Annotated in this window: 18 protein-coding genes; 2 read left to right on the forward strand and 16 right to left on the reverse strand. The window is 58.6% G+C overall.

Annotated features, from left to right (window positions below; translation table 11 throughout):
- Nucleotides 1–166: 166 nt before the first annotated feature.
- The 14 genes from V9K67_RS22950 to V9K67_RS23015 form a co-directional block, all read right to left on the reverse strand.
- The gene (locus V9K67_RS22950) at nt 167–3,292 is read right to left on the reverse strand and encodes a cytochrome c biogenesis protein (RefSeq protein ID WP_336726678.1); all 3,126 of its coding nucleotides are present in this window, start codon (nt 3,290–3,292) and stop codon (nt 167–169) included.
- Nucleotides 3,293–3,296: 4 nt separating this feature from the next.
- Entirely contained in the window at nt 3,297–4,613 is a 1,317-nt protein-coding gene (locus V9K67_RS22955) for an alginate export family protein (RefSeq protein WP_336726679.1), read from the reverse strand.
- Between the two features lie 20 nt (nt 4,614–4,633).
- On the reverse strand, nt 4,634–6,124 hold the full coding sequence (nrfA, locus tag V9K67_RS22960; protein ID WP_336726682.1) for an ammonia-forming cytochrome c nitrite reductase: 1,491 nt from the start codon (nt 6,122–6,124) through the stop codon (nt 4,634–4,636).
- 22 nt (nt 6,125–6,146) lie between these two features.
- Nucleotides 6,147–6,791: a cytochrome c nitrite reductase small subunit gene (gene nrfH, locus V9K67_RS22965; protein WP_336726685.1), complete on the reverse strand. Its 645-nt coding sequence runs from the start codon at nt 6,789–6,791 to the stop codon at nt 6,147–6,149.
- Between the two features lie 622 nt (nt 6,792–7,413).
- A complete protein-coding gene (locus V9K67_RS22970) occupies nt 7,414–10,122 on the reverse strand; it encodes an MGH1-like glycoside hydrolase domain-containing protein (RefSeq protein WP_336726687.1) in 2,709 nt (902 codons plus the stop codon).
- A gap of 92 nt (nt 10,123–10,214) precedes the next feature.
- Nucleotides 10,215–10,919 carry an ATP-binding cassette domain-containing protein gene (locus V9K67_RS22975; RefSeq protein WP_336726689.1) on the reverse strand — a complete coding sequence of 235 codons (705 nt, stop codon included), beginning with the start codon at nt 10,917–10,919 and terminating at the stop codon, nt 10,215–10,217.
- Between the two features lie 84 nt (nt 10,920–11,003).
- Nucleotides 11,004–11,756, reverse strand: coding sequence for an ABC transporter ATP-binding protein (locus V9K67_RS22980; protein WP_336726691.1), 753 nt, complete (start codon nt 11,754–11,756; stop codon nt 11,004–11,006).
- Entirely contained in the window at nt 11,753–12,841 is a 1,089-nt protein-coding gene (urtC, locus tag V9K67_RS22985) for an urea ABC transporter permease subunit UrtC (RefSeq protein ID WP_336726693.1), read from the reverse strand. Before urtC ends, V9K67_RS22980 begins: the two co-directional genes overlap by 4 nt.
- Before the next feature lie 17 nt (nt 12,842–12,858).
- Nucleotides 12,859–13,755: an urea ABC transporter permease subunit UrtB gene (gene urtB / locus V9K67_RS22990; protein ID WP_336726694.1), complete on the reverse strand. Its 897-nt coding sequence runs from the start codon at nt 13,753–13,755 to the stop codon at nt 12,859–12,861.
- A gap of 241 nt (nt 13,756–13,996) precedes the next feature.
- Complete coding sequence (locus tag V9K67_RS22995) at nt 13,997–14,836, reverse strand: hypothetical protein (protein ID WP_336726697.1); 840 nt, start codon at nt 14,834–14,836, stop codon at nt 13,997–13,999.
- Between the two features lie 225 nt (nt 14,837–15,061).
- Complete coding sequence (gene urtA / locus V9K67_RS23000) at nt 15,062–16,309, reverse strand: urea ABC transporter substrate-binding protein (RefSeq protein ID WP_336726700.1); 1,248 nt, start codon at nt 16,307–16,309, stop codon at nt 15,062–15,064.
- A gap of 161 nt (nt 16,310–16,470) precedes the next feature.
- Nucleotides 16,471–17,742 carry a cation:proton antiporter gene (locus tag V9K67_RS23005; protein ID WP_336726702.1) on the reverse strand — a complete coding sequence of 424 codons (1,272 nt, stop codon included), beginning with the start codon at nt 17,740–17,742 and terminating at the stop codon, nt 16,471–16,473.
- 186 nt (nt 17,743–17,928) lie between these two features.
- On the reverse strand, nt 17,929–20,238 hold the full coding sequence (locus V9K67_RS23010) for an amylo-alpha-1,6-glucosidase (protein ID WP_336726704.1): 2,310 nt from the start codon (nt 20,236–20,238) through the stop codon (nt 17,929–17,931).
- A gap of 282 nt (nt 20,239–20,520) precedes the next feature.
- Entirely contained in the window at nt 20,521–21,642 is a 1,122-nt protein-coding gene (locus V9K67_RS23015; RefSeq protein ID WP_336726706.1) for a hypothetical protein, read from the reverse strand.
- 180 nt (nt 21,643–21,822) lie between these two features.
- On the opposite strand from V9K67_RS23015, the gene V9K67_RS23020 reads away from it, so the two are divergent.
- Together V9K67_RS23020 and V9K67_RS23025 are read left to right on the forward strand one after the other, a co-directional pair.
- Nucleotides 21,823–22,278 carry a MarR family winged helix-turn-helix transcriptional regulator gene (locus tag V9K67_RS23020; protein WP_336726709.1) on the forward strand — a complete coding sequence of 152 codons (456 nt, stop codon included), beginning with the start codon at nt 21,823–21,825 and terminating at the stop codon, nt 22,276–22,278.
- Nucleotides 22,279–22,355: 77 nt separating this feature from the next.
- The gene (locus V9K67_RS23025) at nt 22,356–24,806 is read left to right on the forward strand and encodes a DUF5686 and carboxypeptidase regulatory-like domain-containing protein (RefSeq protein ID WP_336726711.1); all 2,451 of its coding nucleotides are present in this window, start codon (nt 22,356–22,358) and stop codon (nt 24,804–24,806) included.
- 394 nt (nt 24,807–25,200) lie between these two features.
- Here V9K67_RS23025 and V9K67_RS23030 read toward each other — a convergent pair whose 3' ends face one another.
- Together V9K67_RS23030 and V9K67_RS23035 are read right to left on the reverse strand one after the other, a co-directional pair.
- Nucleotides 25,201–25,590, reverse strand: a complete 390-nt coding sequence (locus V9K67_RS23030) for a hypothetical protein (protein ID WP_336726712.1) — start codon at nt 25,588–25,590, stop codon at nt 25,201–25,203.
- Between the two features lie 33 nt (nt 25,591–25,623).
- Entirely contained in the window at nt 25,624–25,953 is a 330-nt protein-coding gene (locus V9K67_RS23035; protein WP_336726714.1) for a hypothetical protein, read from the reverse strand.
- Between the last annotated feature and the right edge of the window lie 50 nt (nt 25,954–26,003).

A 26,003-nucleotide genomic window follows, 5' to 3' on the forward strand; every position in this document is an offset into this window, starting at 1 on the left:
CGGGGTGCAAAGGTAACAGCTTTCATCTCAACCGGCCAAATCTTTTTTCAAGTTTTGACGTTTCTTTTTCACTTCTGTTCAACCCTTTCCAAAGAACCCCCGCTGTTTCGTTTAGCGGGCCGCAAAGATAAGCGCCTTTCGCTTACTGCCAAATCTTTTTTGCAAATTATACCGATAAGGCCCTCCGCTCCCCCCGGGGCATGGCCCGGAACTTCCAGAACGACAGGCCCGAAACCAACAGCAGGGCGCCCCCCGTCCAATACACCCAAAGCGGAATGGGCACCGGATCCCCGGCGGCATAGGAATGCAGGCCGGAAAGGTAATAGTTCACCCCGAAGGAGGTCATGATAATGGAGGAAAAAGCCCACAGGCTCGCCAGGTTGTACACCAGCGCATTGTTCAGGGAAGGGATCAGCCGCAGGTGCAGCACAAAGGCATAGACCATCACCGAGATCAGCGCCCAGGTCTCCTTCGGGTCCCAGGCCCAGTAGCGCCCCCAGCTTTCATTGGCCCACACCCCGCCCAGGAAGGTGCCGATGGCCAGCAAAAACAACCCTATTGTCACCGCCAGCTCATTGACCAGCGTCAGCTCCTGCATGCCCACCCACCAGGCCGCCCCCGGCTTTGCCGGCTTGAATAACAGGAAGAGCAATTGCAACAGGGCCAATACGGCCGCCAGCGCCAATGGCGCATAAGAACTTACAATGATAGCGACGTGGATTTTCAGCCAGTACGAATGCAGCACCGGCATCAGGTTGGTGATCTCGGGATTCAGCCAGTCGAGGAACCCTACGAACAGCAGGGTGCCGGAAAACAGCAGGCTCAGCGGAACGGTAAACCGCGACTTGCCGGCGAACAAGTGGCCGAACAGCAAAATACCCCAAGCCACAAATACCAGCATCTCGAAGCCGTCGGTCCAGGGCGGCCGCTGGGCAACGTACCACCGCAGCCCCAAATGCCCCGTGAACAGCACCAGTCCCAGCCAGCTGGCCACCATCCCCCCTTTCCAGGCCCACCGCACCGCCTTCGCCTGCGTGAACAGGAGGCAAATGCCCAATATCAGCATCAGGGTGCCCAGCAGCCAGAAGGGACCGAACAGCCGGTTGCCCAGGTTCAGGCGGTTGTACAGCAATTCGGCCTGCAGCAGGTTGGCGGCGGGGTATACCCGTTTGCCGGCCTCCCGCTGGAACAGGTCGATATACTCCAGGGACTCGTCCGCCCGCTTCCAGTTGCCGGTCAGCACCCCTTCTTTCAGGCCCGACAGGTACACGGAGGTGATGCCGGAGACAAAGCGGGCGTCCTCCTCATCAAAGCCCTGCCGCGATTGCTGGCTGGTGAACCAGGTATTGTTGGCATCCGTCTTATTGGGAAAGATGCGCAGGAAATCGCCGGTAAGCAAGGCGTAAAAGATATTGAAGCGTTCGTCCGTTTTCAGCAACTCCTTGTGGGCCTCGGACCGCTCCGCCGGCTTCAGCCGGTTGGCTTCCTCCACCAGGTCGTGCAGCAGGTAGTCGCCCTTGTCGTTCACAAACTGCCGGAAGCTGACCCGCTCCACGGGTGGTATGCCCAGGGCCGCAAACACCTGGCGGGATTTTTCCTTGTCCACTTTAATCAGCGGCAACGCACTGAAGGTAACGGGGTCCATTTGCACGGCCAGCAGGAACTGCTCGGCGGACAAGGGAATAAGGTTGGGGCCCGACGGGATCTTTATAGTGGAGCGTCCATTAAGCTTGCGCACGATCTCGTTGGCCAGGGTGTTCAGCGGTTTCATGCGGCCATCCAGGTCCTGCACCACCAGCCGGCCGTAGGCAGAAGCTTTATCCGCCGGCACCAGCAGGGGCTTCCCACCCGCTTGCGCCTGTGCCCCCATGCCTCCCAATAACAAAAGCACCAGGGCGGCGTTGCCGGCCTGCCGGCGCAGACTATCGAGCTTTTTCTGAAGCAAGCGGAAACGGCTGCCTTTGGCGAAGAGCGTCCCCACCATGCCTGCCGCCAGCAACAGGTAGCCTGCATAGGTCAGCCAGGTGCCGGGGCGATCCTGGTTCACCGACAATACGGTGCCCTGCTCGTCGGGATCGAAGGACGACTGGTAAAAACGATACCCCCGGTAATCGAGCACATGGTTCATGAACACCCGGAAGGGAAACCGGGTGGCGCCGTCCTTTACCACCAGCCGGCTGGCATAGCCGGAAGGGCTCCGGCTGCCGGGATAGCGTTCCAGCTCGAATTTTTCGAGGTAAAGACTGAAGGGCAGCTGCTCGGCCCGCGGCCCGTACGTGACCGCATATTGTTTGCCGTTATACGTAAAGGAATGCCAGGCGGGATCGACGTTCGTTACCCGGATATGCGCCTCGGTAACCGGCCGGCCCTGCGGATCGGTGATGGACAGCCGCACCACGTCGGGGAGTTGTTTGGCTTTCTTTTTATCCGGTTCGGGGCGGTAGGTCAGGGCGGCCTGCTCGTGCACGGCTTTTACCAGGAAGGCACCCCCCTCCCACTGGTACAGCGCCCGGAACTGCAGGGGCCTGGTTTCGCCGGCATGGACGACGCCCGCCTGCTGCGTGGCCATCTCCATCACCGGCAGGTGCCTGTCGGAGGTGATCATCCAGGTACCGTTTTGCTTAAAAATCTTTATGGGCTCCGGCCCTTCCGGTGCCGTCCCCACCGTAATCGCCCCTACCGGAAGGGCGCTCCCCTGCGGTATTAAAAAATCCTCGCGGCCGCCGCCCCGGGCAACGGCCAGGTCGATATAGGTTTTATCTCCTTTGACAACCTGCTCCACTCCTCCCCGCACGTACTCCCCGAAAATGACCCGGAAGTGGGGCTCGTCGAAAGAAACATTGGTGACCAGGGGCTTGAAGTTGCGGGCCGCCAGCGTAATGGGCTGGTCGAACCGCTTGCCTTCCTGGCCCGTCAGCTGCCGGAGCTGCAGGTGGCGGGAAGCGGTGTAAAACGTATGGCTGGACTGCCCTTCGCGGATGTGGATCACCCCTTCGCGGCCCAGGTAGCGGGTCACCCCCGCCCCCACGATCATAAGCACAAAGGCCAGGTGGAACAGGCCAATAGGCCAGCGGTTGCGGTGCCACAACCGGTACTGACCGGTATGGGCCAGAAAATTCACGGCCAGCCAGACCAGGATCATTTCGAACCACCAGGCCTCGTACACCAGCTGGCGGGCCGCCGCCGTACCGTGATCGTTCTCGATAAAGGTGGCCGCGGCCATGGAGCCGGCAAACAGCAGCAGCAATACCAGCGTACAGCGGGTGGAGCGCAAAAATTTCAAAGGGGTCATACGGTTACAGGATTAAGCCGATAAACTTGTTTTTCAGGGTGGGCCGGAAGATCAGCATCAGGTAGGCCCAGTTCTGGTTGCTCTTGAGGTTATTGTTGTTCTGCAGCACCTCGAAGGTGTGGGAATAAAAAAACTGGCTGTAACCGCCCTGCAGGGAGATGGCCTCATGGAGCAGGAAGCCCAGCGACAGGTCGAGTTCCGTTCCCAAATAAGCTTTTTGCCGCTCCCCGGCAGGCCGGTACACCGCCGCCTGGGCGGCAAATACGTGGCCGTCGAGCTGCGAGAAAAAGCGGCGGCTCCAGTCGTAGCGGCCGCGGAGGAAATAATCTTCCAGGCCCACGCTGTTTTCGTGGGCACCGCCCACGTAAAAAAGGTCCATATAGCCGTTGTGGGCATGGTTGGTGCCGTAGAGGGGCGAAAAGGAGCGGTTGACCGAAGGGTCGCCCGTGGGCGTGCCGCTCAGGTACTCCAGGCCGGCCGTCAGCCGCAGCTGGCGCCCCGCCGTGCTGTCGCAAACCCACTGGCGGCTGGCCTGGGCGCTGAGGTCATACCCGTTCATGCGCCGGCCCTGCGGGTCGCGGCCGAACTGGTGGTAATAAAAGCCCGAAAGGGTGGTCTTGCCGAAGCCATAGCGGAGTACGGGCACCCCGGCCGTCTGCCGGTGGCGGACGCCCTTTTTCTCAACCTGGCCGTTGGTACCGGTCTGCACGTACTGGCGGCCGTCGTTCCAGAACAGCAGGCCGAACTGCACCTTACCCAACATATTCTCGTAGCGGATCAGCTGTGCCAGCTTGTATTGGTTGGCGGTGGTAAAGATATTACCGCTCAGCTGCTGGGCATCCTGGTTGTAGCCGCCCCCGACATGGAACTTCAGGGCGTCCTTTTCGTATTTCACCAGGGCAAAATCGTGTGCCCGTGCCTGGAGCGCCCAGTCGAGGTTGCCCAGGAAACGGAAATTGTCGTAGTTCAGCTCCTGGCGGCCCAGCTTGATCTTCCATTCGGGGGAAACCTTCAGCTCCAGCCAGGCCTCGTGCAGCGACAGGTAGTTGTCGGTCAGCTTGGTTTGGGGGCTGTTGCCCCAGGTGCGGACGTCCTGGATGCTGGCCTGGAAGGTAAAGATGTCTTTCTGGTAGCCGGCCTGCAGGCGGGCCCGGTGGGCGATAAAGGCCGCGGGATCGGCGCCTTGGGCAATCAGCCGGCCGTAGCCGTTGCGGTATTCGGACCGCTGTACCAGTTGGCCGTCGAGGTTGAACTGGGCGGCGGCGGGCAGGCAGGAAAGGGCCAGCCACAGGCCCCAGCCCGGGAACAAGAGTTTGCGCATGGTTCTGATATTGGTGAAGACTATTGGTTGACCATGGTCACTTTCCGCTGGGCCTCACGGGCCTTGCCCTCTGCCAGCCAGCGGGGCACTACCTTGTCCATAAAATCCGCCTTTTCGAGCTTTTCCTTTTCCAGGTCCACGCCGATATACGCCTGCAGGGCGGACTTGCTGTCCAGGTCCGGCATCTTTACCGGCTGGTTGTGGCCGTGGGCCGCCAGCACCCGTGCCAGCTGGATGCGGGACTCCTCGATGATCGAAATACCCGAAGCCAGCACGCGGCTTGCCTCCAGGGGCGCATGGAAACCGGCGCCGTGCGAAGCCGCTACGTAGTCCCAGCGGAACTGGGCATGGCGGATGCCCTTGAGGATGGGCTCCATCTCCCCCTCGGTAGCGCCCAGCTTCCAGGCGGCCTCGGCCTCCAGGTGGGCCATGGCCACCTGCCGCTGCAGCTGGCCAGTGGTTTGCTTCACCTTTGTCTGGCGCTCGTACACATCCGTTACCAGGTCGTCCACCTTCTGGCGGTGGCACACAAAGCAGGAGTTCTCCACGTTGGCCAGCGGCGAGCCGATATGGTGGTCGGTAAACTTCTGGCCGCCTTCGGTGCCGTAGGGCATGTGGCAGTCGGCGCAGGAAACGCCCCGTTTGGCATGGACGCCAAAGGTGTAGATCTCGTAGTCAGGGTGCTGGGCCTTCAGCATCTTGGTCTTGCTCAGCGGGTGCACCCAGTCGTAGAAGCCCAGGCTGTCGTAATAAGCTTCGATGGCCTCCACCGTATAGCCGTTCTTCCAGGGGAAGGTGAGGTATTGGGCGCCCGGCCGCTGGGGATTGGTCTTGTCGAAATAATATTCCACGTGGCATTGGGCGCACACCAGGGAGCGCATGTCCTGGTAGGAAGCGGTGTTGATGTCCTTTCCAGCCGCCTTGAAGGCTTCCACCAGGGCGGGCCGCGTAATGGTCAGGTTCATGGTCTTGGGGTCGTGGCAGTCGGCGCAGCCGATGGGGTTGATCACCTGGTTGCCGAAGTCCGACAGCTTCTTGCTGTAAAACTGGGTCACACCCAGCTCGTTCATCAGGCGGGGCACGTCGGGACTTTTGCAGGTCCAGCAGGTGCTGGGCATGGTACCCGAGCCGGGATCCTTGGGCGCGCCGATCCGGAAGGACCCCAGTACGTCGCGCAGGGCATGGTTGTGGCCGCGGGGCTGGTTGTAGCCCTTGCTGAAGGCATAGCCGGCCCAGAGGATGATCATTTCCGGGTTTTCGGCCAGCGCATCGCGGAAGCCGCTGGTATTGTACATGCTTTTGAAGGAAGTGTCCATCGTTTTCTGGTACGACTGGTACTGGCGGGGGAAGTTCATGCCCCAGAGCGAATCCCGGGGTTCGATTCCTGCGATGGCCACCTGCGGGTGGTACGCAAAGCGGGCTTCGGTTTTCCGGTCCATAATGGAATACACCAGCATCGCCAGCAAAAACACCCCGACGATGGTCCCTAAAAAAAGTATCCAGTTCTTCATGTGTTATGATTGAGGTGATCGCTTATTTCCCCGGGGCCTGCCGGCCCTCTTCCATTTTCTGTTGCAGCCAGCCCGGCACCACCTTGACGTCGGGACCGGAATGAGCCCGGATCGGTTCGATCTGCAGGCCCACGGACGACAGGCTTTTTACCCGGCCGTGCGGCACCTCGCGGTGGCATTCCCAGCAGGTGCGGCCGGTGCGTTTCGCTATATGGTCTTCCACCCGGCCGGTCATCTTTGCGTCGGTCACCTGGCCGGCATGGCAGCGGATGCAGTTGTCCTGGATCACTTCCATGGAAGCGCCTTTGGCCTTGATCACCTGCGGCTCGGCCCGCAGGGTAAATATGGAAGCGTGGTACAGGCCGTCCTTGGCCTTGAAGAAGTATTTGCTAAAAACATTGTTGTGCGGCACATGGCAGTCGTTGCAGTGCGCCACCTGCCGGTGCGCGCTGTGGTTCCAGGTAATGTACTGGGGCGTCATCAGGTGGCAGTTCACGCAGGCCTGCGGATCGTCGGAAAGGTAGGAGGCAGCATTGCTAAGCCGGAATACGTACAGGCCTAAACCAAAAAATGTCCCCACCGCTACAATAGCCGCGGTCCGCCACCGATGGGGCGGCACCAGGTTGTAGCGGAACAGGAACCGTTCAAATTTTCGAAGCCTTCCCATGCTTGGTTATCTTAACAGGTGAAACAAATGTTCTTTCTGTGCGTTAGTCATAACCGTTACCTACTGCCGTTTTAAATATACAAAAAATTGCACCCAGGCATTAAAATTTTATCAAATAAAAAGAGACCCGCATATCTCTTTTATGGGCGCTATGCCCCTTCTTAAGAACAACCAAATTATTTCCAGCAGGGGCCTCCTTCCATAAAAAAGGGCACCAGGCAGCACCAAAAAGAAAGCTGCAGGATCACCGGCCCCTCCTTTCTCCGCCTCCCGGCTCCCCTAAAGTCAGGACTTCCGGCGCTTATCCGCCTGTGCGGAAGAAAAAGCGCCCGGAACAAGCTTGGAATCTATTTTCTTTTCCTTAGCAGTAATTCCCGTAGGTTTACGTTTATCTTGTAGAGATGCGCGGATTTTGCATTGGCTATATCATCACCTCCATCCTGATCCACCTTTTGGTGGGCAGCAAGTACACATTAATACCCGCCCTCCCCTCCTTCTTTATGGTTCTCTATTTAATTAAAAGCAGGAACAAGAACCGGGAAGAAGCATAAAGAAAGAAAGGGTTCGGAACTTTTTAAAAGTTCCGAACCCTGGCAGCAGAAGTTCTCCTTTATTATACGCCTCAGCTCAATCCTTTCATCAGCACCTCATTTTCCACCGACGGCTTTTTGCTTTCCGCCGCCGGGCTATGTTTCGGCGCGGGCCTTTTGGGCTGAATGAGCTTAGCCACGAGGCCGGTCCAGCCGGTCTGGTGGGAAGCGCCGACGCCCCGGCCGGTATCGCCGTGGAAGTATTCGTAGAACAAAATATAGTCTTTAAAATGGGGATCGGCCTGCTGCCTGCGGCACCGCCCGAAAACGGGCCGGTTGCCCTGTTCGTCGGGCAGGAAGAGCGCCACCAGCCGGCGCGAAAGCTCGTCGGCCACCTGGTCCAGGGTCATAAAGCGGCCACTGCCGGTGGGGCATTCCACCTTGAAGTCATCGCCATAATACTGGTGGAAGCGCTGCAGGCTTTCGATAATGAGGTAGTTGACCGGCATCCAGATGGGGCCGCGCCAGTTGCTGTTACCCCCGAACAAGTGGGAGTCCGATTCACCCGGCGTGTATTCCACGGAAAATTTGGAGCCGTTAACCGCAAGCACATAGGGATGCTGCTGGTGGTATTTCGACAGGGCCCGGATGCCGTAGTCGCTCAGAAATTCCGTTTCGTCCAGCATGCGGCACAGCAGGCGGGTCATACGGTGGCCGCGCAACAGGCTCAGCATGTGCTTTTCTCCCCGGTTGCGCTCCTGGAAGCGCGACACCAGGCTGGCCAGGTCGGGCCGGTAGTCGAGGAACCACCGGAGGCGTTCGGCAAATTCGGGCAGGGCTTCCAGCAGCTCGTGGTCGAGGATCTCCACGGCAAAGAGCGGAATCAGGCCCACCATGCTGCGCACCTTCAGGCGGCGGTGGCGGCCGTCCATCGTCCGCAGCACGTCGTAAAAGAACTGGTCCTCTTCATCCCAGAGGCCGGAATGCTCGCCGCAAATGTTTTCCATGGCGCCGGCGATGTAGAGGAAGTGTTCGAAAAACTTCGTGGCCATGTCCTGGTACACGGGATTGTACAGGGCGAGCTCCAGGGAAATGCGCATCATGTTGAGCGAGTACATGGCCATCCAGCTGGTGCCGTCGGCCTGCTCGATGGTGCCGCCGGTAGGCAGGGGCGCGCTGCGGTCAAACACCCCGATGTTGTCGAGTCCCAGGAAGCCGCCTTCGAAAATGTTGTTGCCCTCGGCATCCTTGCGGTTCACCCACCAGGTAAAATTGAGCAGCAGCTTATGAAAGACCGACTCCAGGAACTGCAGGTCGCCATGGCCGCTGTGGTTCTTCTGGTCGATCTTGAACACCCGCCAGGTGGCCCAGGCGTGCACGGGCGGGTTGACGTCGCCGAACGACCATTCGTAGGCCGGCAGCTGGCCGTTGGGGTGCATGTACCATTCGCGGGTCAGCAGCAGCAACTGCTCCTTGGCAAACTGGCTGTCCACCATGGCAAAGGGAATGCAGTGGAAGGCCAGGTCCCAGGCGGCATACCAGGGATACTCCCATTTGTCGGGCATGGAAATGATATCGGCATTGTTGAGGTGCTTCCATTCGTGGTTGCGGCTCTTGCGGCGCGTTTCGGGCGGCGGCGGCTGGGCGGGATCGCCCTTGAGCCACTGGTCCACGTCGAAATAAAAGAACTGCTTATTCCACAGCATGCCGGCCAGCGCCTGCCGCTGCACCCGCTTTTCCTCTTCGGAAGCAATGTCTTTCTGAAGGCCTGCGTAGAACGTGTCGGCCTCGCAACGGCGCCGGTCAAAAACAGCATCGAAATCCCCGAAGGGGTCCGCAAGCCCCGTAGCCTCCAGCCGCAGCCGGACTACCTCCGAGCCGCCGCCCGCCACCTGCAGGCGGTAATTGACGGCCACCTTCGTACCCACCGCATATTTATTGACCCCATCCTCGAACCCGCTTACCAGGAAATCGTTGATACCGTCCTTGGTAAACTCCGTGGCATTGGGACTGTTGTGCAGCCGCTGCAGGTTGGTTTCGTTATCACAGAAAAGCAGGGGGGCTTTCTTTTCGAGGTGGAGGGTAAAGGGCTCCAGCTTCTTGTGCTCCACCAGCACGTCGCCCCGGTTGGAGGAAAGCAGGCGGGGTTTGTAATTGTCGTAGAAAAGCGAGTTGTCGAGGCCCCACGACCAGGTGTTGCGGAACCAGAGGGTAGGCAGCACATGCAGCTCCGCGGCTTCGGCACCCCGGTTGTGCACGGTTATTTGAATGAGGATGTCATTGGCATCGGCCTTGGCATATTCCACGAACAGATCGAAGTAACGGTTGTCGTCGAAGATGCCGGTATCGAGAAGTTCGTACTCGGGATCGTTCTTACCCCTTGCCCGGTTTACCCGCACCAGCTCATCGTACGGATATGCCTGCTGGGGATATTTGTACAGCATCTTCATGTACGAGTGGTTGGGCGTGGAATCGAGGTAATAGTACAATTCCTTCACGTCCTCGCCATGGTTGCCCTCGGGGCCGGACAGGCCGAAATAGCGTTCCTTGATGATGGGGTCTTTGCGGTTCCAGAAAGCCGGCGCAAAGCACAGCAGCTGTTCGTCGTCGCTGATGCCGCCGATGCCTTCCTCGCCCCAGCGGTAGGCTTTGCTGCGGGCCAGGTCGTGACTCACGTATTCCCAGGCATTCCCGTAGGGGCTGTAGTCCTCCCTTACGGTTCCCCACTGCCGGTCGGTCAGGTAGGGTCCCCAGCGCTTCGCCTGGGGGCCGGAAAGATCCTTGCGAACATTGTCAATCATATGCCAAATTACAAGGATTCCCGGAATTGAGGGATTAGGGTATTGGTTAATTGGTTAATTAGGGGGTTAGGACAGGCGGAGAGTTCGGGAGGCTACAGGGATATGCCGGCCATTACGATCCCTAAATTTTCGGGGGTGATGGGGCCGTTCTTGAGGATCTCGCCGCCCTGCATCCAGTAATAGCTGGAGGCATGCTTCAGGGCAAAGGCCACGAACTGCTCCACCAGCAACACGGTAATGCCCATTTCGGCGCTGACCTTTTTGAGGATGCGGCCGATCTCCTGCACCACGTTGGGCTGGATGCCCTCGGCCGGCTCGTCGAGGAGCAGCAGCCTGGGCTCGATGGCCAGCATGCGGGCAATGGCCAGCTGCTGTTGCTGGCCGCCGCTGAGCATCCCGCCCTTGCGGCCCCGGATATCGGCCAGGGCCGGGAAAAAACTATAAGCCGTTTCCTTTGCTTTCCGGACATTCATTTTCCGCACCTCGCAGCCCAGCCCCAGGTTCTCGTCCACCGTCAGGTAGGGAAAGATCATCCGGCCCTGCGGCACATAGGCAATGCCCTGGCGGGCACGTTCCTCGGTGCTCAGGCGGTGCAGCGGCACCCCCCCCAACGTAACGGTGGCGGCATGATTGGGCAGCAGGCCCATAATCGCTTTCAGCAGGGTGGACTTGCCCGCCCCGTTGCTGCCGATAACGGCGCAGATCTCGCCCTGCGGGATCTCCAGCGACACATCATGCAGGGCCGACGCACCGGAAGCATAGCCGGTGGTCAGGTTCGATAAAGAAAAATAACTCATACCCAAATTTTCAAGTAACGATAAACAATGTACGCTCCCGGGAAGTTTCCAATACCCAATACCCCAATTAACCAATACCTTCTCCTACGAGTCCCTTCCCAGATAAATCTCCACCACCTGCTGGTTGTTCACCACTTCGCTGAACAGGCCCTGGCAGATCACCCGCCCTTCGTGCATGACCACCACGTTGGACGAAAAGTTCTTGACAAACTTCATGTCGTGCTCCACCACGAAGACGGTACGGTCGCGGCCGATCTCCTGCAGCAGTTCGCCGGTTTGGTCGCGTTCGGAGGGCGACAGGCCGGCAATGGGCTCGTCCACCAGCAGCAGCTCGGGATCGTTGATGGTGGCCATGGCAATTTCCAGCCACTGCTTCTTGCCGTGCGACAGGCTGCCGGAAACGGTATGCTTGTGCGCCGCCAGGCTCATTTTCTCCAGCAGCCGGTCGATCCGGCCTTCGTCTTCGCCGGAGAGCTTGAAATGATAGAGGTACCAGAGCGGCGGCTTGCCGCTCAGCACCGCCAGCTTCAGGTTTTCATAAACCGTCTGGGCGGGAAAGATGGTGGGGTTCTGGAACTTGCGGCTGATGCCCAGGTGCACGATGGCTTCGGGCTTCTGGTTCTGGATCTCCTTCTGGCCCTTGTACACGATGGTTCCTTTATGGGCCTTTACCCGGCCGCAGATCACGTCGAGAATCGTGGTCTTGCCGGCGCCGTTGGGACCGATAATAAAGTGCACCCCTTTGTAGGGAAAGGTCAGCGAAACATCGTTCACCGCTTTGTAGCCGTCGAAGTCCACGACCACGTTCGAAAGGGAAATAATCGGTTTTTGGGTCATAGTTCTTTGCTGAGGTTAAAAACCTGGTTGGGAAGAGAGGCCATCTCCTGCTGCGGCTGCGGCTTCGGGGCGGCGGCCTTTTTCCTTTTCTGCAGCAGCTGCTGCACCGAGCCCACGATGCCTTTCGGGAACACCAGCGTGGTCAGGATAAAGAGCGAGCCGTAGAAGTACCACCAGAAGTCGGGCATGCTTTCGCTGAACGAGGTTTTGGCGATGTTCACCAGCAGGGCGCCGGCTACGGGCCCCAACAGCGTCGCCCGTCCGCCCACGGCCACCCAGATGGCGAATTCCGTGGACATCAGGATGCTCATGCTCGAAGGCGAAATAATGCCCACGATCAGCACAAACAGGGCGCCGGCGATGCCGGCGATGGCCGCCGAAGCCGCCAGCATCAGCAGCTTGAACCAGTCGGTACCATAGCCCAAAAAGCGCAGGCGGGTCTCCCCATCCCGCAGGGCCTGCACGATGGTACCGGCATGCGAGCGCAGCCCCACCCAGGTCAGGAACACCACCCCGCAAAGGGCGGCAAAGGCCGTGACGTACAGGATATGAATCAGCTTCGGGTCGTTCATCGACAGGCCGAACAGCCCGTTGAAGCCCGTGATGCCGTTGGTGCCGCCGGTATACCCCTGCTGGCCGATGAACAGGATGGAAAAGATCAGGGTGATGGCCTGGCTGATAATGGTAAAATAAACGCCGCGGGTGCCCGACTTAAAGAGCGGATAGCCGATCAGCAGCGACAGGGCCACGGGCAGCGCCACCACCATCGCCAGGGCAAAGGGCAGCGACTGGAAGGGCTTCCAAAACCAGGGCAGCACCTCCACCCCCGACCACTCCATGAAGTCGGGCAGGGGCTGCGCCTGCAGCTTTAAATACATGGCCATGGCATAGCCGCCCAGGGCAAAATACACGCCGTGGCCGAGGCTCAGGATACCCGTGTATCCCCACAGGAGGTTCACCGCCACCGCCACGATGGCAAAGACATAAAACTTGCTGAGCAGCGACAGCCGGAAGTCGGACAACACCAACTGGGGCAGGATCAGCAACACCAGCACCCCCAGCAGGATTCCTATTTTTCTCTTCATAATTTTTCGTTTTCCGTTTAATTCAGTGCCCGGTCTTTCAGCGGCGCCAGCCCCGCAGGCTTTACCTGCAGCACTACCAGCACCAGCGTCAATATCAGCGCCTTGGCCGTGCTGGACGTGGTGAAGAATTCGATATACGGACCGGTAATGCCTACCAGCAAAGCCCCCAGGATAGTGCCCCTTAGCCCGCCGATGCCGCCCAGGATCACCACCAGGAAGGCGTCCATGATGTAGTTCTGCCCCGTGGAGGGCCCGATGGATCCCAGCATGGAGATGCATACGCCGGCGATGCCGGCAATGCCGCAGCCGATGGAAAAGGTCAGGGCGTCCGCCTTGCGGGTCTGTATGCCCATGCAGGCGGCCATTTCGCGGTTTTGCATCACGGCCTGCAGCACCCGCCCCTTGGCGGTCCGGTACAGGAAATAATAAACGGCGGCGCAAATGGACAGGCAGACCGCCAGGATCAGCAGGCGGTTGTAGGGCATCTGGAAGTTGCCGGTAATGCGGATCCCCTGCGACAACACTTTGGGAATGGCAGCCTCCACGTTGTTGGAGCCAAAGAGGTTGCGGGCCGCCTGCTGCAGGATAAGGCTTACCCCCCAGGTGGCCAGGATGCTGTAAATGGGCCGGCCGTACAGGCGGTGGATAAGGGTGCGCTCGAGCACCCAGCCGATAGCCGCCGCCAGCACAAAGGCCAGCACAAAGCTCACGGCCAGCCCGCCCATGGAAGGTTCCGGGCCCATCAGCTTGCCGATGATAAAGCTGCTGTAGCTGCCGATCATGATGAACTCGCCGTGGGCGAAGTTGATGACGCCCATCATGCCGAAGGCAATGCTAAGCCCCAGGGCCGTCAGCAGCAGGATGCTACTGATGCTCAGCCCATTGAACAGCAACGAAAAGAGTTGGTCGGTCATAAAGAAAGATTAGGTCAAGGAAAAGGTTGATTTACCCTGAGCCTACGCTCCCGCCGCAGGTTGCCACCTTCAGAAGTCGCAGGCCAGGGATAAACCAGGAATTTGGATATTAGGATATTAGGGTATTAGGGATGGGTGGAACAGGTTTTACAATGGGGTATCGTACAGACAAGAACGATTCAAGTAAAAAGACCGTTGCGGTCGAAAGGCCCAATGAACCAATGAACCAATGAACCAATTCCTAGAATAAGGAGATTCCCAGCAGCCCATTTACACTTTTGTTCATGGGGCTGGCAACCACGCCGCCGGTGACGCCGACCTGCCAGGTGTCGGTGATTTTTATGGATTTGCCCACCGTGATGCCGGCTTCGGTAACACCGGAGGATTTGGCGCCCCAGAAGGAAGTGTTGTCCACGTTGTTCAGCACGAAGCCGTACGAAACAAAAGGTTTTACGGAAACGCCTTCGGCAGGCTTGAAGCCGTAGGTCCCTTTCAGGTAGGTGGAATAGCGGTTCTCGCCGCTGCGGGTATACGTGCCCGGTACATCGGCGGCGGTCAGGCCGCGGTCGCGGCCATGGATGATGGTCGCTGCAAACAGGCTGAGCGGCACTTTTTTAAAATCATAGGAGGCCGACAGGTCCAGGAAGTGGCGGGTGGTTTTGGAGCGGTAGTCGAAATAATTCGTCGGGGCGGTCTTGGGGTCGGCAGCGCCGCTGGTAGGACTGGTAAAGTTATATATGTCCCAGAGCGCCAGGGTAAAGCCGCCGGCGGAATAGGAAACAAAAAGATCCACGTCCTTGAAGACGCCATCCAGGCCGAAGCCGTTCCAGGAGCCCACGGCAAAGCCGCTTTTCGTTTTCATCGAAATGGTGGTGGCCACCATCGGCGACAGGCCGATAGCGCTGCCGCGCCAGTACCACTGGTTGTGCAGCGATACGTTGGCATCGAACAGCTTTTCTTTCACCGGTGGCTCTTCCTTCGCGACCTCGGTGGGCACCTCCGACTGTACGGGCGCTTCCTGTGCCCGGGCGGAAGAAAAAACAGCGGAACCGGAAAGTATAAGCAGCAGTAATTTTTTCATAAACAGGAATTTTTTATGGCCGCCGGCAGCCACTGGCGGGTGCTGCCGGCCTGGAGCCATAGGTGAACGAATGGAGGGATGGAGCTGCAGTATTCCTGAAACTTTCGGAAAGAAAGGTGAAATAAGCAGTTGGTTTCGGAAAGGTGAAGCCGGGAAAACAGGGCGATACGTTTGGGGACGGCGCCGGCCCTTCACTGTTTACCGCCCTTAAAAACCAGGGATCGCTTACTCGGTGATCTGGCCGGGGGCGATTACTTTCTTTTTGGATACCAGGGCCGGGAACGGATCGGGCTTGATCATGCCGCCGGACTGGTACACGATATCGAACAGGCCCTGGTCGTTGACTTTGCCCACCAGGAAATTCTTGACCGTATGGTTGTTGGTGCTGTCGATGGTCACGGTTCCTTCCGGGGCGTCGAAGGAAATGCCCCGCACCGCGTCGCGCACGGCGTCCACCTCGAAGGTGCCGGCCTTTTTAACGGCTTCGGCCCACAGGTATACGCCGAAGTAGGCGGCTTCGATCGGATCGTCGGTCGGCTTATCCGCGCCGTACTTGGCCTGGTAGGCCTTGATAAAGGCATCGTTCTTGGGCGACTTCATGGTCATGAAGTAGTTCCAGGCTGCATAATGGCCTTTCATGATGGCGGCACCGATGCCTTTCAGCTCCACTTCCGCAATGGAAAAGGACATGGTGGGCAGGGTAGCGGCGGTAAAGCCGGCAGCGGCCAGTTGTTTGAAGAAGCCCACGTTGCTGTCGCCGTTGAGGGTGTTCAGCACGCAGTCGGCGCCGCTGGCCTTGATCTTTTCTATGACGGTGGAGAATTCGGTTTGTCCCAGGGGGGCGTACTCCTCTCCTACCAGCTGCACGCCGGCCTGGGCCAGGGCAGCCTTGATGATCTTGTTGGCGGTACGGGGAAAGACATAGTCGGAGCCGAGGAGGAAGAACTTCTTTTTCCCTTGTTTGATGAACCAGTCGACGGCCGGCAGGATCTGCTGGTTGGGCGCCGCACCGGTATACACCACGTTTTTGGAGGCTTCCATGCCTTCGTATTGAACGGGATAGAACAGCAGGTGGTCTTTCTGCTCAAAAACCGGCAGTACGGCCTTGCGGCTGGAGGAGGTCCAGCAGCCGAACACCACGTTTACCTTATCCTGGTCGATGAGCTTAGTGCTTTTCTCGGCAAAGGTGGGCCAGTCCGAGGCACCGTCTTCTACGATGGGTTCGATCTTTTTGCCCAACAAGCCGCCGGCGGCGTTGATCTCTTCCACGGCCAGGAGGGTGGCATTTTTGACATCCACTTCCGAAATGGACATGGTACCGCTCAGCGAGTGCAAAACGCCCACTTTGATGGTTTCCCCCGCAGCGGTGCCCGCAGGGGCCGAGCTCCCGGAATTGCAGGCGCTCAGCAGGGCGAGCAGGGCACCCGAAACCATTAAAAATTGGAACTTTTTGACACAGTACATAAGGTTCATAGCGTAGTTTTAAAAGATTAATAAAATGTTAATGCATTAACCTTCCTTACAAACTTAGCTATTTAACCATGACAACGATCAATTATTTACTATTATTTTCTAAAATTATATCCCATAAAGCTAAATGACCATCAAAAATTTTATATCTCATTTTTAATAATTCATTTCTCCGGAGCGGCAACGACACCCTCCTGCAGCTCGATCTTTTCGGCGAATTCGGTATCCAGCTGCTCCATTACCGAGGTGGCGGTAAGGCCGTGAATAATAATGGAAAGCAGCACCACAAAGGCGCCCGTGGCCCAAAGCTCTTCGTCGAGGCGGAAGCGCTTCTCATGCAGGGCAAAGGCCAGGTAAAAAAACGAACCCATCCCCTTGATGCCGAAAAAGCCGGTGGCCAGCTTTTCCTTGATGTGCAGGGGGCTGCCCGCCAGCCCGATCAGCGCCGTCAGCGGACGAATGAACAGCACAAACACCACCCCCAGCACGGCCATCTGCCACGACAGCTTGTCCAGCACACCGCTCACCAGGCTGCCGCCGAACAACAACAGCACGATTGCCACCAGGATGCGCTCGATCTGGTCGGTAAAGGCGTGCAGCTTGCGGTGGTACTTGTGGTGCATCTCGTAATTCCTTAGCGTGACGGCCGCCACGAATACGGCGAAAAAGCCGTAGCCATGGATCATTTCCGTCAGGCCATACACCAGCAACGTAGCCGAAATAGCCACAAAGCCGTCCTTGGTCACAATATACTTTTTCTGCTCGGGCAGCCGGAACACCAGGTAGGCCAGCAGGCGCCCCAGCAAAAAGCCGCTGACGATGCCGGCAACGACCTTGTACAACAGGTCGCCCCACAACCAGGCAGGCAGCACTTCCGACGGGGTAGCATGGGCCGCCAGCGCAATGGCCAGCCAGACAAAGGGAAAAGCCGTGCCGTCGTTCATGCCGGCCTCGGCCGTAAGGGCAAACTTTACGTTGTCCCGGGCCTCTTCCAGGGGCGGCCCCACCTGCACATCCGCCGCCAGCACCGGGTCGGTAGGCGCCAGGACGGCACCCAGCAGCAGGGCGGAGGCCAGGTCGAAATGCAACACCCACATGGCCAGGGCCGCCACGATGGCTATGGAAAGGACCAGGGTCACGCTGACCAGGCGCAGGGGCACGGCCCACTGCCGCAGCGAAAAGGGCTGGTCGATCTTCAGGCCCGAACCCATCAGCGACACGATCACCACCAGCTCGGTGAGGTGCAGCGTCATGGTATTTTTCGACAGGGGATCGGGCAGGGGCAACAACCGGCCGAAGGCCAGGTACAGCAGGATGCCCAGGATCACATAAATAACGGAATAGGAGATCTTTATTTTCCGGGAAATGGACGGCATCCAGGCCATACCCAGCGCCGCCAGCCCGATTATGACGAGGATGATAATGTACGTGCTCATACAACTTAGGTGTGCCCTAATAAGGCAAGAATGATGCCCTCCGAACGGGTTTACGGGTTTACGAGTTCACGGGTCCCGGGGAAGTTCCTGAGTTCCTGGGTTCCTGAGTTCCTGAGTCAGCGGCTGGGATATAAAAAAAGCAGCGGACAGGCCGCTGCTTTTTTTATGTTTTATGGTGGGGGTATACTAAACCGTATCCACTTTCTTTTGGGCTTTTGCCTTGGGTTTGGGCTTGGCTTCTACAGGAGCTTCGTCCACAACTTCCACCTTAGGTTCCGCTTTGGCCTTAGCCGCCTTGGGCTTCGCTGCAGCTTTGGGTTGGGCGGCCACTTCCGGCTTTGCTTCGGCCTTTGCCTTGGCAGCAGCTTTCGGCTGGGCTTCTGTTTTGGCCTTTGCTTCCGCTTTCGGTTTCGCTTCAGGCTTGGCTTTCGCTGCAGCCTTGGGTTTCGCTTCGGCTTTCGGCTTGGCGGCAGCCTTGGGCTTGGCTTCAGCCTTCGGCTTGGCAGCGGCTTTAGCGGCAGGTTGCTTTTCTGCCACCGGGGCCAGCAGGCCGTACTCGCGGATCACCCTGAGCGCCTCGCCCACACTCCAGGCCTGGGCAATGGCGCCCCGGGCATCGTGCGGCGCTTCGGCATCATAGATCTCCGAAACGGTGCCGATACCGCCTTCGGACAGGGTGGGCAGGAAGGCTTCCACCACCTGGGCGGCCTTCTTCTTCTGGGCGGGCGTAGCCGACACCTTCAGCAGGGCGTCCACGTAGGGACCCAGCAGCCAGCTCCAAACCGTACCCTGGTGGTACGAGGAATCGCGCTGGGCAGGATCGCCGAAATAGGCAGGGGTATACTGAACGGCATCGGGCGACAGGCTGCGCAGGCCTTTGGGCGTCAGCAGCTTTTCTTCCACCGCCTTCACCACCGCTTTTGCCTTGGCAGCATCGGCCAGCGTAAAGGGCAGGCTCACGGCCAGCAGCTGGTTGGGGCGCAGCGCCGCATCCACACGGCCGTCGGCTTCCACCACATCGTTATAATAGTTGCCTTCGGCATTCCAGAACAGGCGGCCAAAGCTGTCTTTTACCTTCTGGGCTTCGGCAGCAAATACGGCGGCGCGCTTCTTCTGGCCTTTCAGGGCCCAGAGCTCGCTGGAGATCACCAGCGCATTGTACCACAGCGCCTGGACTTCCACCGGCTTGCCGGTGCGCGGGGTGATGACGTTGCCGTTGACGGCAGCGTCCATCCACGTCAGCTGCACGCCTTCGACGCCGGCAACCAGCAGGTTGTCGTCGTCCACATGGATATTGAAGCGGGTGCCTTTGTAGTGCCAGTCGAGGATGTCGGTCAGCACGGGCAGCAGTTCGTCCAGCACAAAGGCGCTGTCGCCGGAAGCCTGCAGGTATTTCCAGGCGGCCACGAACAGCCAGAGGGCGCCGTCGACATTATTATAAGCGGGCTCGGAGCCGTCGTCCTCGGTGCGGGTAGGCAGCTGGCCTTCGCTCACCGAGCGGGCCATGGCCGCCAGGATGCTGCGGGCATCGCTGAAGCGGCCGGTCGACAGGCAGAGGCCGGGCAGGGCGATCAGCACGTCGCGGCTGTAATCGGTGAACCAGTGGTAGCCGGCCACGATGGTTTCCTGCTCTTCGCTCTTCTGCACAATGAACTGGTCGGCAGCCAGCACCAGCTGGCGCACCACAGGGTTTTGCTCGTCGCCCACCAGCGCCTGGCGGCGCTCTACCTCGCGGGCAAAGAGCGTGGCGGCATCGGCGCCGGCCTGGTCGTCGGTGGACAAGATCACGTAGATCGTGTCGCCTTCCCTGGCTTCCAGGGAGAGCGTGCCGGGGTTCAGCAGGTCTTCGTTGCATTCCAGGCCGCGGCATTGCTCCTCGTGGTAGTTGAAGCGGTAGTACCAGAGCGGGTTGTGCTCGTAGCGGCCGTTCGCCAGTTTTATGAAGATGCCGGGGGTGCCTTCGTACAACTGCGTATAGAGCTGGCCGTTTTCGAAAACAGCTTCCTGGCTGGCCTGGCCGTTGGCCTCGGTCAGCTTGTGGCAATCGCGTACGGCCAGCAGGGGCGCGAATTCCAGGGTGAAGGACTGCGGGGCCTTTTCCACCTCGTATTTCAGTACGGTGGTGTTGGCGCCGTGCACCATCAGCAGGCTTTTGCGCAGCTCGATGCCTTCGGCCTCGTACAGGAAGGACGGGTAGAGGTCGCGGCTGAAGGTTTTGAGGTGCCAGTGGCCCTGGGGCGAGATCACGGTGCCGTAATCGTTGGTGCCCAGGCCGATGCGCCGGTCGCCGGTAACGATGGTCTCATCCAGCTTCGACACCAGCATCATGCGGTTGGCCAGGTATTGGGGAGCCGCCACCAGCAGACCGTGGTAACGGCGGGTATTGCAGCCCGTGAGGCAGGAGCTGGCCCATCCGCCGAGGCCATTGGTCTCCAGCCACTCGTTTTTATTTAAGTTATCAAAAGAGAGCTGTGGCTCTAAATTTAATTGAATCATATAATTAAGGATTTACGATACTTTCGGTTTGTGTGTTTCCGGAGAAGGAGCGTGCTCCCGCTGACTGTCCGCCTTTAACCTCCTGGTGCCCGCTGCTGCCGCCGGCAGATAGGCACTTTTATCTTCCTCCTGTAAAAACCGGCGTGAAAATATTCATAAAATAGGACTTTACGCCGAAAAGGACGCCACTTTATGGCTTAAAAACACGTAAAAACCCAGTACGGGAGCGGATTTTCCCCTATACCGGCCGGACCGCAGCCTACCGAAAGGACCGAACACCCGTTAATCGACGATCGTGCCGGCGAGGGTCATGGTTGCGGACTGCAACAGTCCGTTCAGCTCAGGATGGCCGGGTACCGACGGCTGGAACGTGGCGGCAGTTTGATAGGTACCGGGCGGGTATACCTGGGCGTTTACGGTAGCATGGATGACAGTCCTCCGCCCGGGAAGCACCCCGCCGGAAGGAGTGACCGCGGAGGCCCGGATAGCGGTGGTATTGACCGGCACCTGGCCCGCATGCGTAACGCCGGAAACGGCAATGGGGTGGTTGCCCCGGTTGACATACCCCCCTGCCTCCAGGAAATGAATGCTGCCTTTGGCAAGATGGGGCAGGGTGGCTGCCGGCGCTTCCAGTTGAATGGGATCCCGTACATCCACGATCACATCGTACAGCATTACCTCGTCGCCTTTCTTCACAATCGCGTAAAAAACCTTCGGATAGGCAAAGTCGATGCTCAGGCCGGAGGCCGGGTAAAGGTCGGTTACTTCCGCAGGAGCCTTGCCCGGGTCCTGAGAATAATACAGACCGGCACCCTGGTAATGTATCGTGGGCTTCAGAGCGGAAAAATTGGTACCGGCCGGAACGAATACAAAGATTTTTCCAAATGAAAGAAAGCCATGGTCGATCATGAAAGCAGCGATATCAGACGACAGCCCCGGGTTGTTTCTTTTTTCAAAACCAAAATAAGTGATCCGGGCGGGCACGTCCGGAAGCACCGGCTCCTCGCTCACAATTACCTGGTAATGAACCGACCGGGCGGGATTTTTAGTCGAACGAAGGGTGTACAGGACCGGCAGGGAAAAATCCTGCAGCTCGCCCAGGCGGGGAGCGACCGTAAAGACATCGCCGGTAAAATTCGTGGCCAGGGGCGTCAGCCTCCGCCCGGCGTAGCCCCTGGGGAGGACCAGGGTTATTTTTCCGGGCACGGTCTCCACGTCGTTCTGCACCTGCGGGTGTTCGATGGAAACGACGGTACCGACCCCTTCGGCCAGTTCAAATGCTTGCATCCGGGCGGCGGCCCAGTCAATAGGCGCCTCGCCCGTACCATGGCCGCCCTTTTTGCAGCCGGCCGCCAGCAACAGCAGGAAAAGGAAGGCAGTTAATTTTGGAATAAGGGAATGCATGATTTCAAAAATTTAAGGGTGAAGGGCGCAAAAATACCTCCTCCCCCGCCCCGGTAAAGGCAATAAGGATGAGGCCGCCTTTTGCCGTGACGGGCGGAAACGCTAAGGTTTTGCCAATAGTTAAACGTCCAACCATTATGGTTCAATGTTTAACCATTAAGCACTTAACTTTGCCGTCCAATGACGGAAACCAACCCTACCGAAGTTTTTTCCTGTTTTATGGCGACCATGGGCAAGGCCAGCTCCAAGATCAAGGCCTTCCTGCGGGCAAAGCTGAAGGACCATAACATGGACCTGACCTTTGAAATGCTGCAGGTGCTGAACCATCTATGGGACAAGGACGGCGTGAACCAGCAGGAGCTGGCCAACCTGCTGCACAAGGACAAAGCCAGCCTGACCTACCTGATCGACAACCTGTCGAAGCGCGAACTGGTGCAGCGCACCGAGGACGCCTCCGACCGCCGCAACAAGATCATCCGGCTGCTGCCGGAAGGCAAACGCCTCGAAGGCATCGTCCGCCCCTGGCTGTGCGAGCTGTCGGTAGCGGCGGGCAAAGAGGTGCCGGTAGCCCTGTTGCAGGATGGCATCACCCTGTTCTCCCGCATTTACAGCAATCTTTGCCAGCTGGAAGACTAAAAACCCTTTATACCTATAAAAACGAGCGAACGATGCTGCAGCCGATGGAAGCCTTAAACCAGATCAATTAACCCACTGTGAGACAACACACGATTTCCAGAATATTTATTCTCTTCCTGCTCCTCCTTTCCACGGCTGCGCTCCATGCCCAGGTGTACAAGGTACAGGGCCAGGTGCTCACGTCCCAGGCACAACCCATCCCCTTTGCCACCATCCGGGTAAAGGAGCTGCGCTCCGGCACCACGGCGGGCGCCGACGGCCATTACGAGCTGGCGCTGGGCGCCGGCGACTACCACCTGCAGGTGTCCATGATCGGCTTCAAGCCCCTCGAACTGCCCCTTCGGGTAAGCGACTCCGTACAGCGCGATATCGTACTGGAAGAAGAAGCCCAGAACCTGTCGGAAGTGGTGGTGCGGGTAAAGGCCCGGGACCGGGCGGAGGAGATCATGCGCCAGGTGATCCGGAAAAAAGACAGCATCCAGGCCGCCGCAGGCGCCTACTCCTATCGTTTGTACATCAAGGGGATCCTGCACAACCAGGGCGGCCGCCCCTCTAAAAAAGAACTGGCGGAATGGAACCGCGCCAACCGCCCCGACCTGGAAATGACCGAAGTGCTGGCGCAGGTGGACGTGCAGCCGGGCGGCCGCCTAAAGGAAGAACGCCTGGCGGTCAGCGGCACCGGCAAAAACCTGTTCTACCTGTCGGCCACCGAAGGCGACTTCAACATCCACAACAATCTGATCAACGTGCCGGCGATCTCGCCCACACCCTTCCTGTCGCCGGTCAGCAATGCCGGCCTCATCGGCTATAAATTCAGGACCACCAAAATCCAGCGCACCGGCAAACACCGCGTGTATACGTTTTCCATAAAACCCCTGCAGGTAACCAACGCCACCGTGGAAGGCGAGCTGACCGTCTCGGACAGCTCCTGGACCGTGCTGCACGCCCGCTTCCGCTTCCCCTCCTACCACCTGCAGGAGTTCGACTTTTTCGAGGTGGAGCAGGACTACGACTTCGCTTCCGGCAAAGCCTGGATGCTCTCCCGCCAGCAGTTTACCTACTATACCCGGGGCCGCGGCAGGATCTATTCCGGCCAGACGCTGGCTACCTATTCGAACTACGAGCTGAACAAGCAGTTCGGCAAGCGCCATTTCGGCGCGGAGGTAAGCGCCACGGCAGCCGAAGCCTACACCCGCGACACCGCCTACTGGAAGACCGTGCGTACCGAACCGCTGTCCGACAAAGAAGCCCTGTACGTAGCCTATGCCGACAGCCTGCAGCGCATCTCCCGGTCGGAAGCCTACCTCGACTCGCTGGACCGCCTGGTAAACCGCCTGACCTGGCAGAAGGTGGGCCTGTTTGGCCAGTCGTTCCAGGACCACCGCAAGGAGCGCATCTGGCACTTCCCGGGCGTCGCCTCGCTCTACCAGCCCATCGCCTTCGGCGGCAGCCGCCTGCGGCTGAACACCTATTATTCCAAAACCTCGGTGGCACGCCGCCACTTTAACATTTTTGCAAACCTCAGCTACGGTTTTCGCAACAACGATATCAACGGAACCGTGGACCTGTACCGCCGCTACAACCCCTTCAACCGGGGCTTTTACACCCTGTCGGCGGGCCGCGAGTTTGCCTTCATCAACGAGGGCGACGCCTGGATCAACATGATCCAGCGCAACAACTTTTACCTGAACAACTACGTGGGCGCCGGTTACGGCCTGGAAGTGCTGAACGGCCTGGTGGTGAGCGCCGACGCCAAGTTCGCGCTGCGCCAGTCGGTAGCGGGCTACAAAACGGGCAAGCTGGCCGACAGCCTGCTGACCAACGTCGTCACCGACAACCAGGCGGTGACCTTCCAGCCCTACAACGCCGTTTACGGCAAGCTGAAGCTGGCCTACACCCCCGGGCAGCGCTACCGCCGCGAGCCGAAGGAAAAGGTGATCCTGGGCTCGAAATGGCCCACCCTCTACCTGCTGTGGGAAAAGGGTATTCCAGGGATCGGCCGCAGTGCCGTAGACTTCGACTACCTGGAGGCGGGCCTGGAGCAGAGCCTGAAGCTGGGGCTGGCCGGCATCTCGCGCTATACCATCAAAACGGGTGACTACCTGAACCGGAAGGACCTGCGCTTCATTGACTACAAGTTCCAGCGCCGCGGCGATCCGCTGCTGTTCATGAACCCTTACAAATCGTTCCAGGCCCTGGATTCCACCTTCCCGGTGTTTCACCGGTTTTTCGAGGGGCACCTGCTCCACGAGTTCAACGGCCTGTTTCTAAATAAAATACCGCTGCTGAAGAAACTGCAACTGCGCGAAGTGGGCGGCGCCGGCTTCCTGATCGCCCCGGAGCGCCACCTGCGCTACGGCGAGCTGTACGTGGGCATCGAACGGGCTTTCCAGTCGCCCTTCAACCCCCTGGACCGCTTCAAGCTGGGCGTGTACGTGGTTTCCTCTGTTTCCAACCAGTTCCGCGACCCCGTTCAGTTCAAGGTAGGCTTTACCACCTGGGACAAGCGAAAGAATAAATGGTTTTAGGACCTATTTTACGCAGATTGACCGGGATGAAAGGGAAGCCCGCAGGGCTTCAACAAAAGTAGCCCCGGGTGCAACCCGGGGTTCAGCCGTAGTTCGTCACCCCAACCCCGCAGGGGTTGATTGTGGAACCCGCAACATACAAGCAGTCCGGAGTCCGGAAGACATTTCGAAAGGTCTATCGGGATTCAAGCCTATATTAAATTGACCAGGACACATTCAACCCCATCCGGGGTTGGGGTGATGAACTACGGCTGAACCCCGGGTTGCACCCGGGGCTACTTTTGTTGAAGCCCTGCGGGCTTCCTGCTACCGTCCTCAGCAAAAGATGTGTCCTAACAGCAACTCCACATGGAGAACCTATTCTGCCTCAGCAGGAGGGGCCGGGGGTGAGGCCCTAATGGCCCTTCTTTTTTAGTAAAATGCCCTGGCTTTCACTCTTATTCTCATAGATCAGCCGTACCAGTTCCCAGCCGTTATAATCGAAGAAATTGAGGGCGCCGGCCGTGGTTTTAAAGGTAAGGGCCTTGCCGCCGCTGTCGCAGAGCCGGAACTCGCGTTCGGACCTGGCAGACTGGCCGTAATCGAAGGCAAAGCGTTTGTCCAGGTTGCGGAAGAACATGGAGGAGCCCGAGGTGATCTCGGCCAGGGCGAAGAGGGCGTCGATGCTGTCGAGACGAATGCCGCCGACATAGCCGTACCTACGAAAGCCGCCCGGCTCCGCTTCGTCCTGCTGAGCGAAGGATCCAAAGGGCAGCAGCAGGAAGAACAGAAGAATTATTTTCATAATTGCCTGTTTTAGGGAAGGAAGAACAAGCGGCTAGACATGTACCATGGAAATGTACAGGTCGGCCGAGGTATCCAGCTTCTTTTCTTCCACATGCTTGTCCACCTTCTTTTTGATCTCTTGATAATCCGCCTGCAAGTCCATGCGCCCGATGATGTCATACGCCTGGTCCAGGTTGATCAGTTTGATATAAATGCTGCTATCGGATGGCGGTACGCCATTGACGATGGGGAAGCAAAAATGCTGGTCGAACACGGGCCCGCTGCCGGACCGGTCGGTAGTATCATCAAACCGTCGGGCGAAGTTTTCTTTCAAACGTGCTACGATCTCGTCAATGGTAATGATGTGGTTGTTTTCGATCATGATCTCTTTTTTAGTTCCTGTTGCAGGCAGGAAAAACCCGCAACAGGAAC

The sequence above is a fragment of the Huijunlia imazamoxiresistens genome (assembly GCF_037132455.1).
Lineage (GTDB): Bacteria > Bacteroidota > Bacteroidia > Chitinophagales > Chitinophagaceae > Flavisolibacter > Flavisolibacter imazamoxiresistens.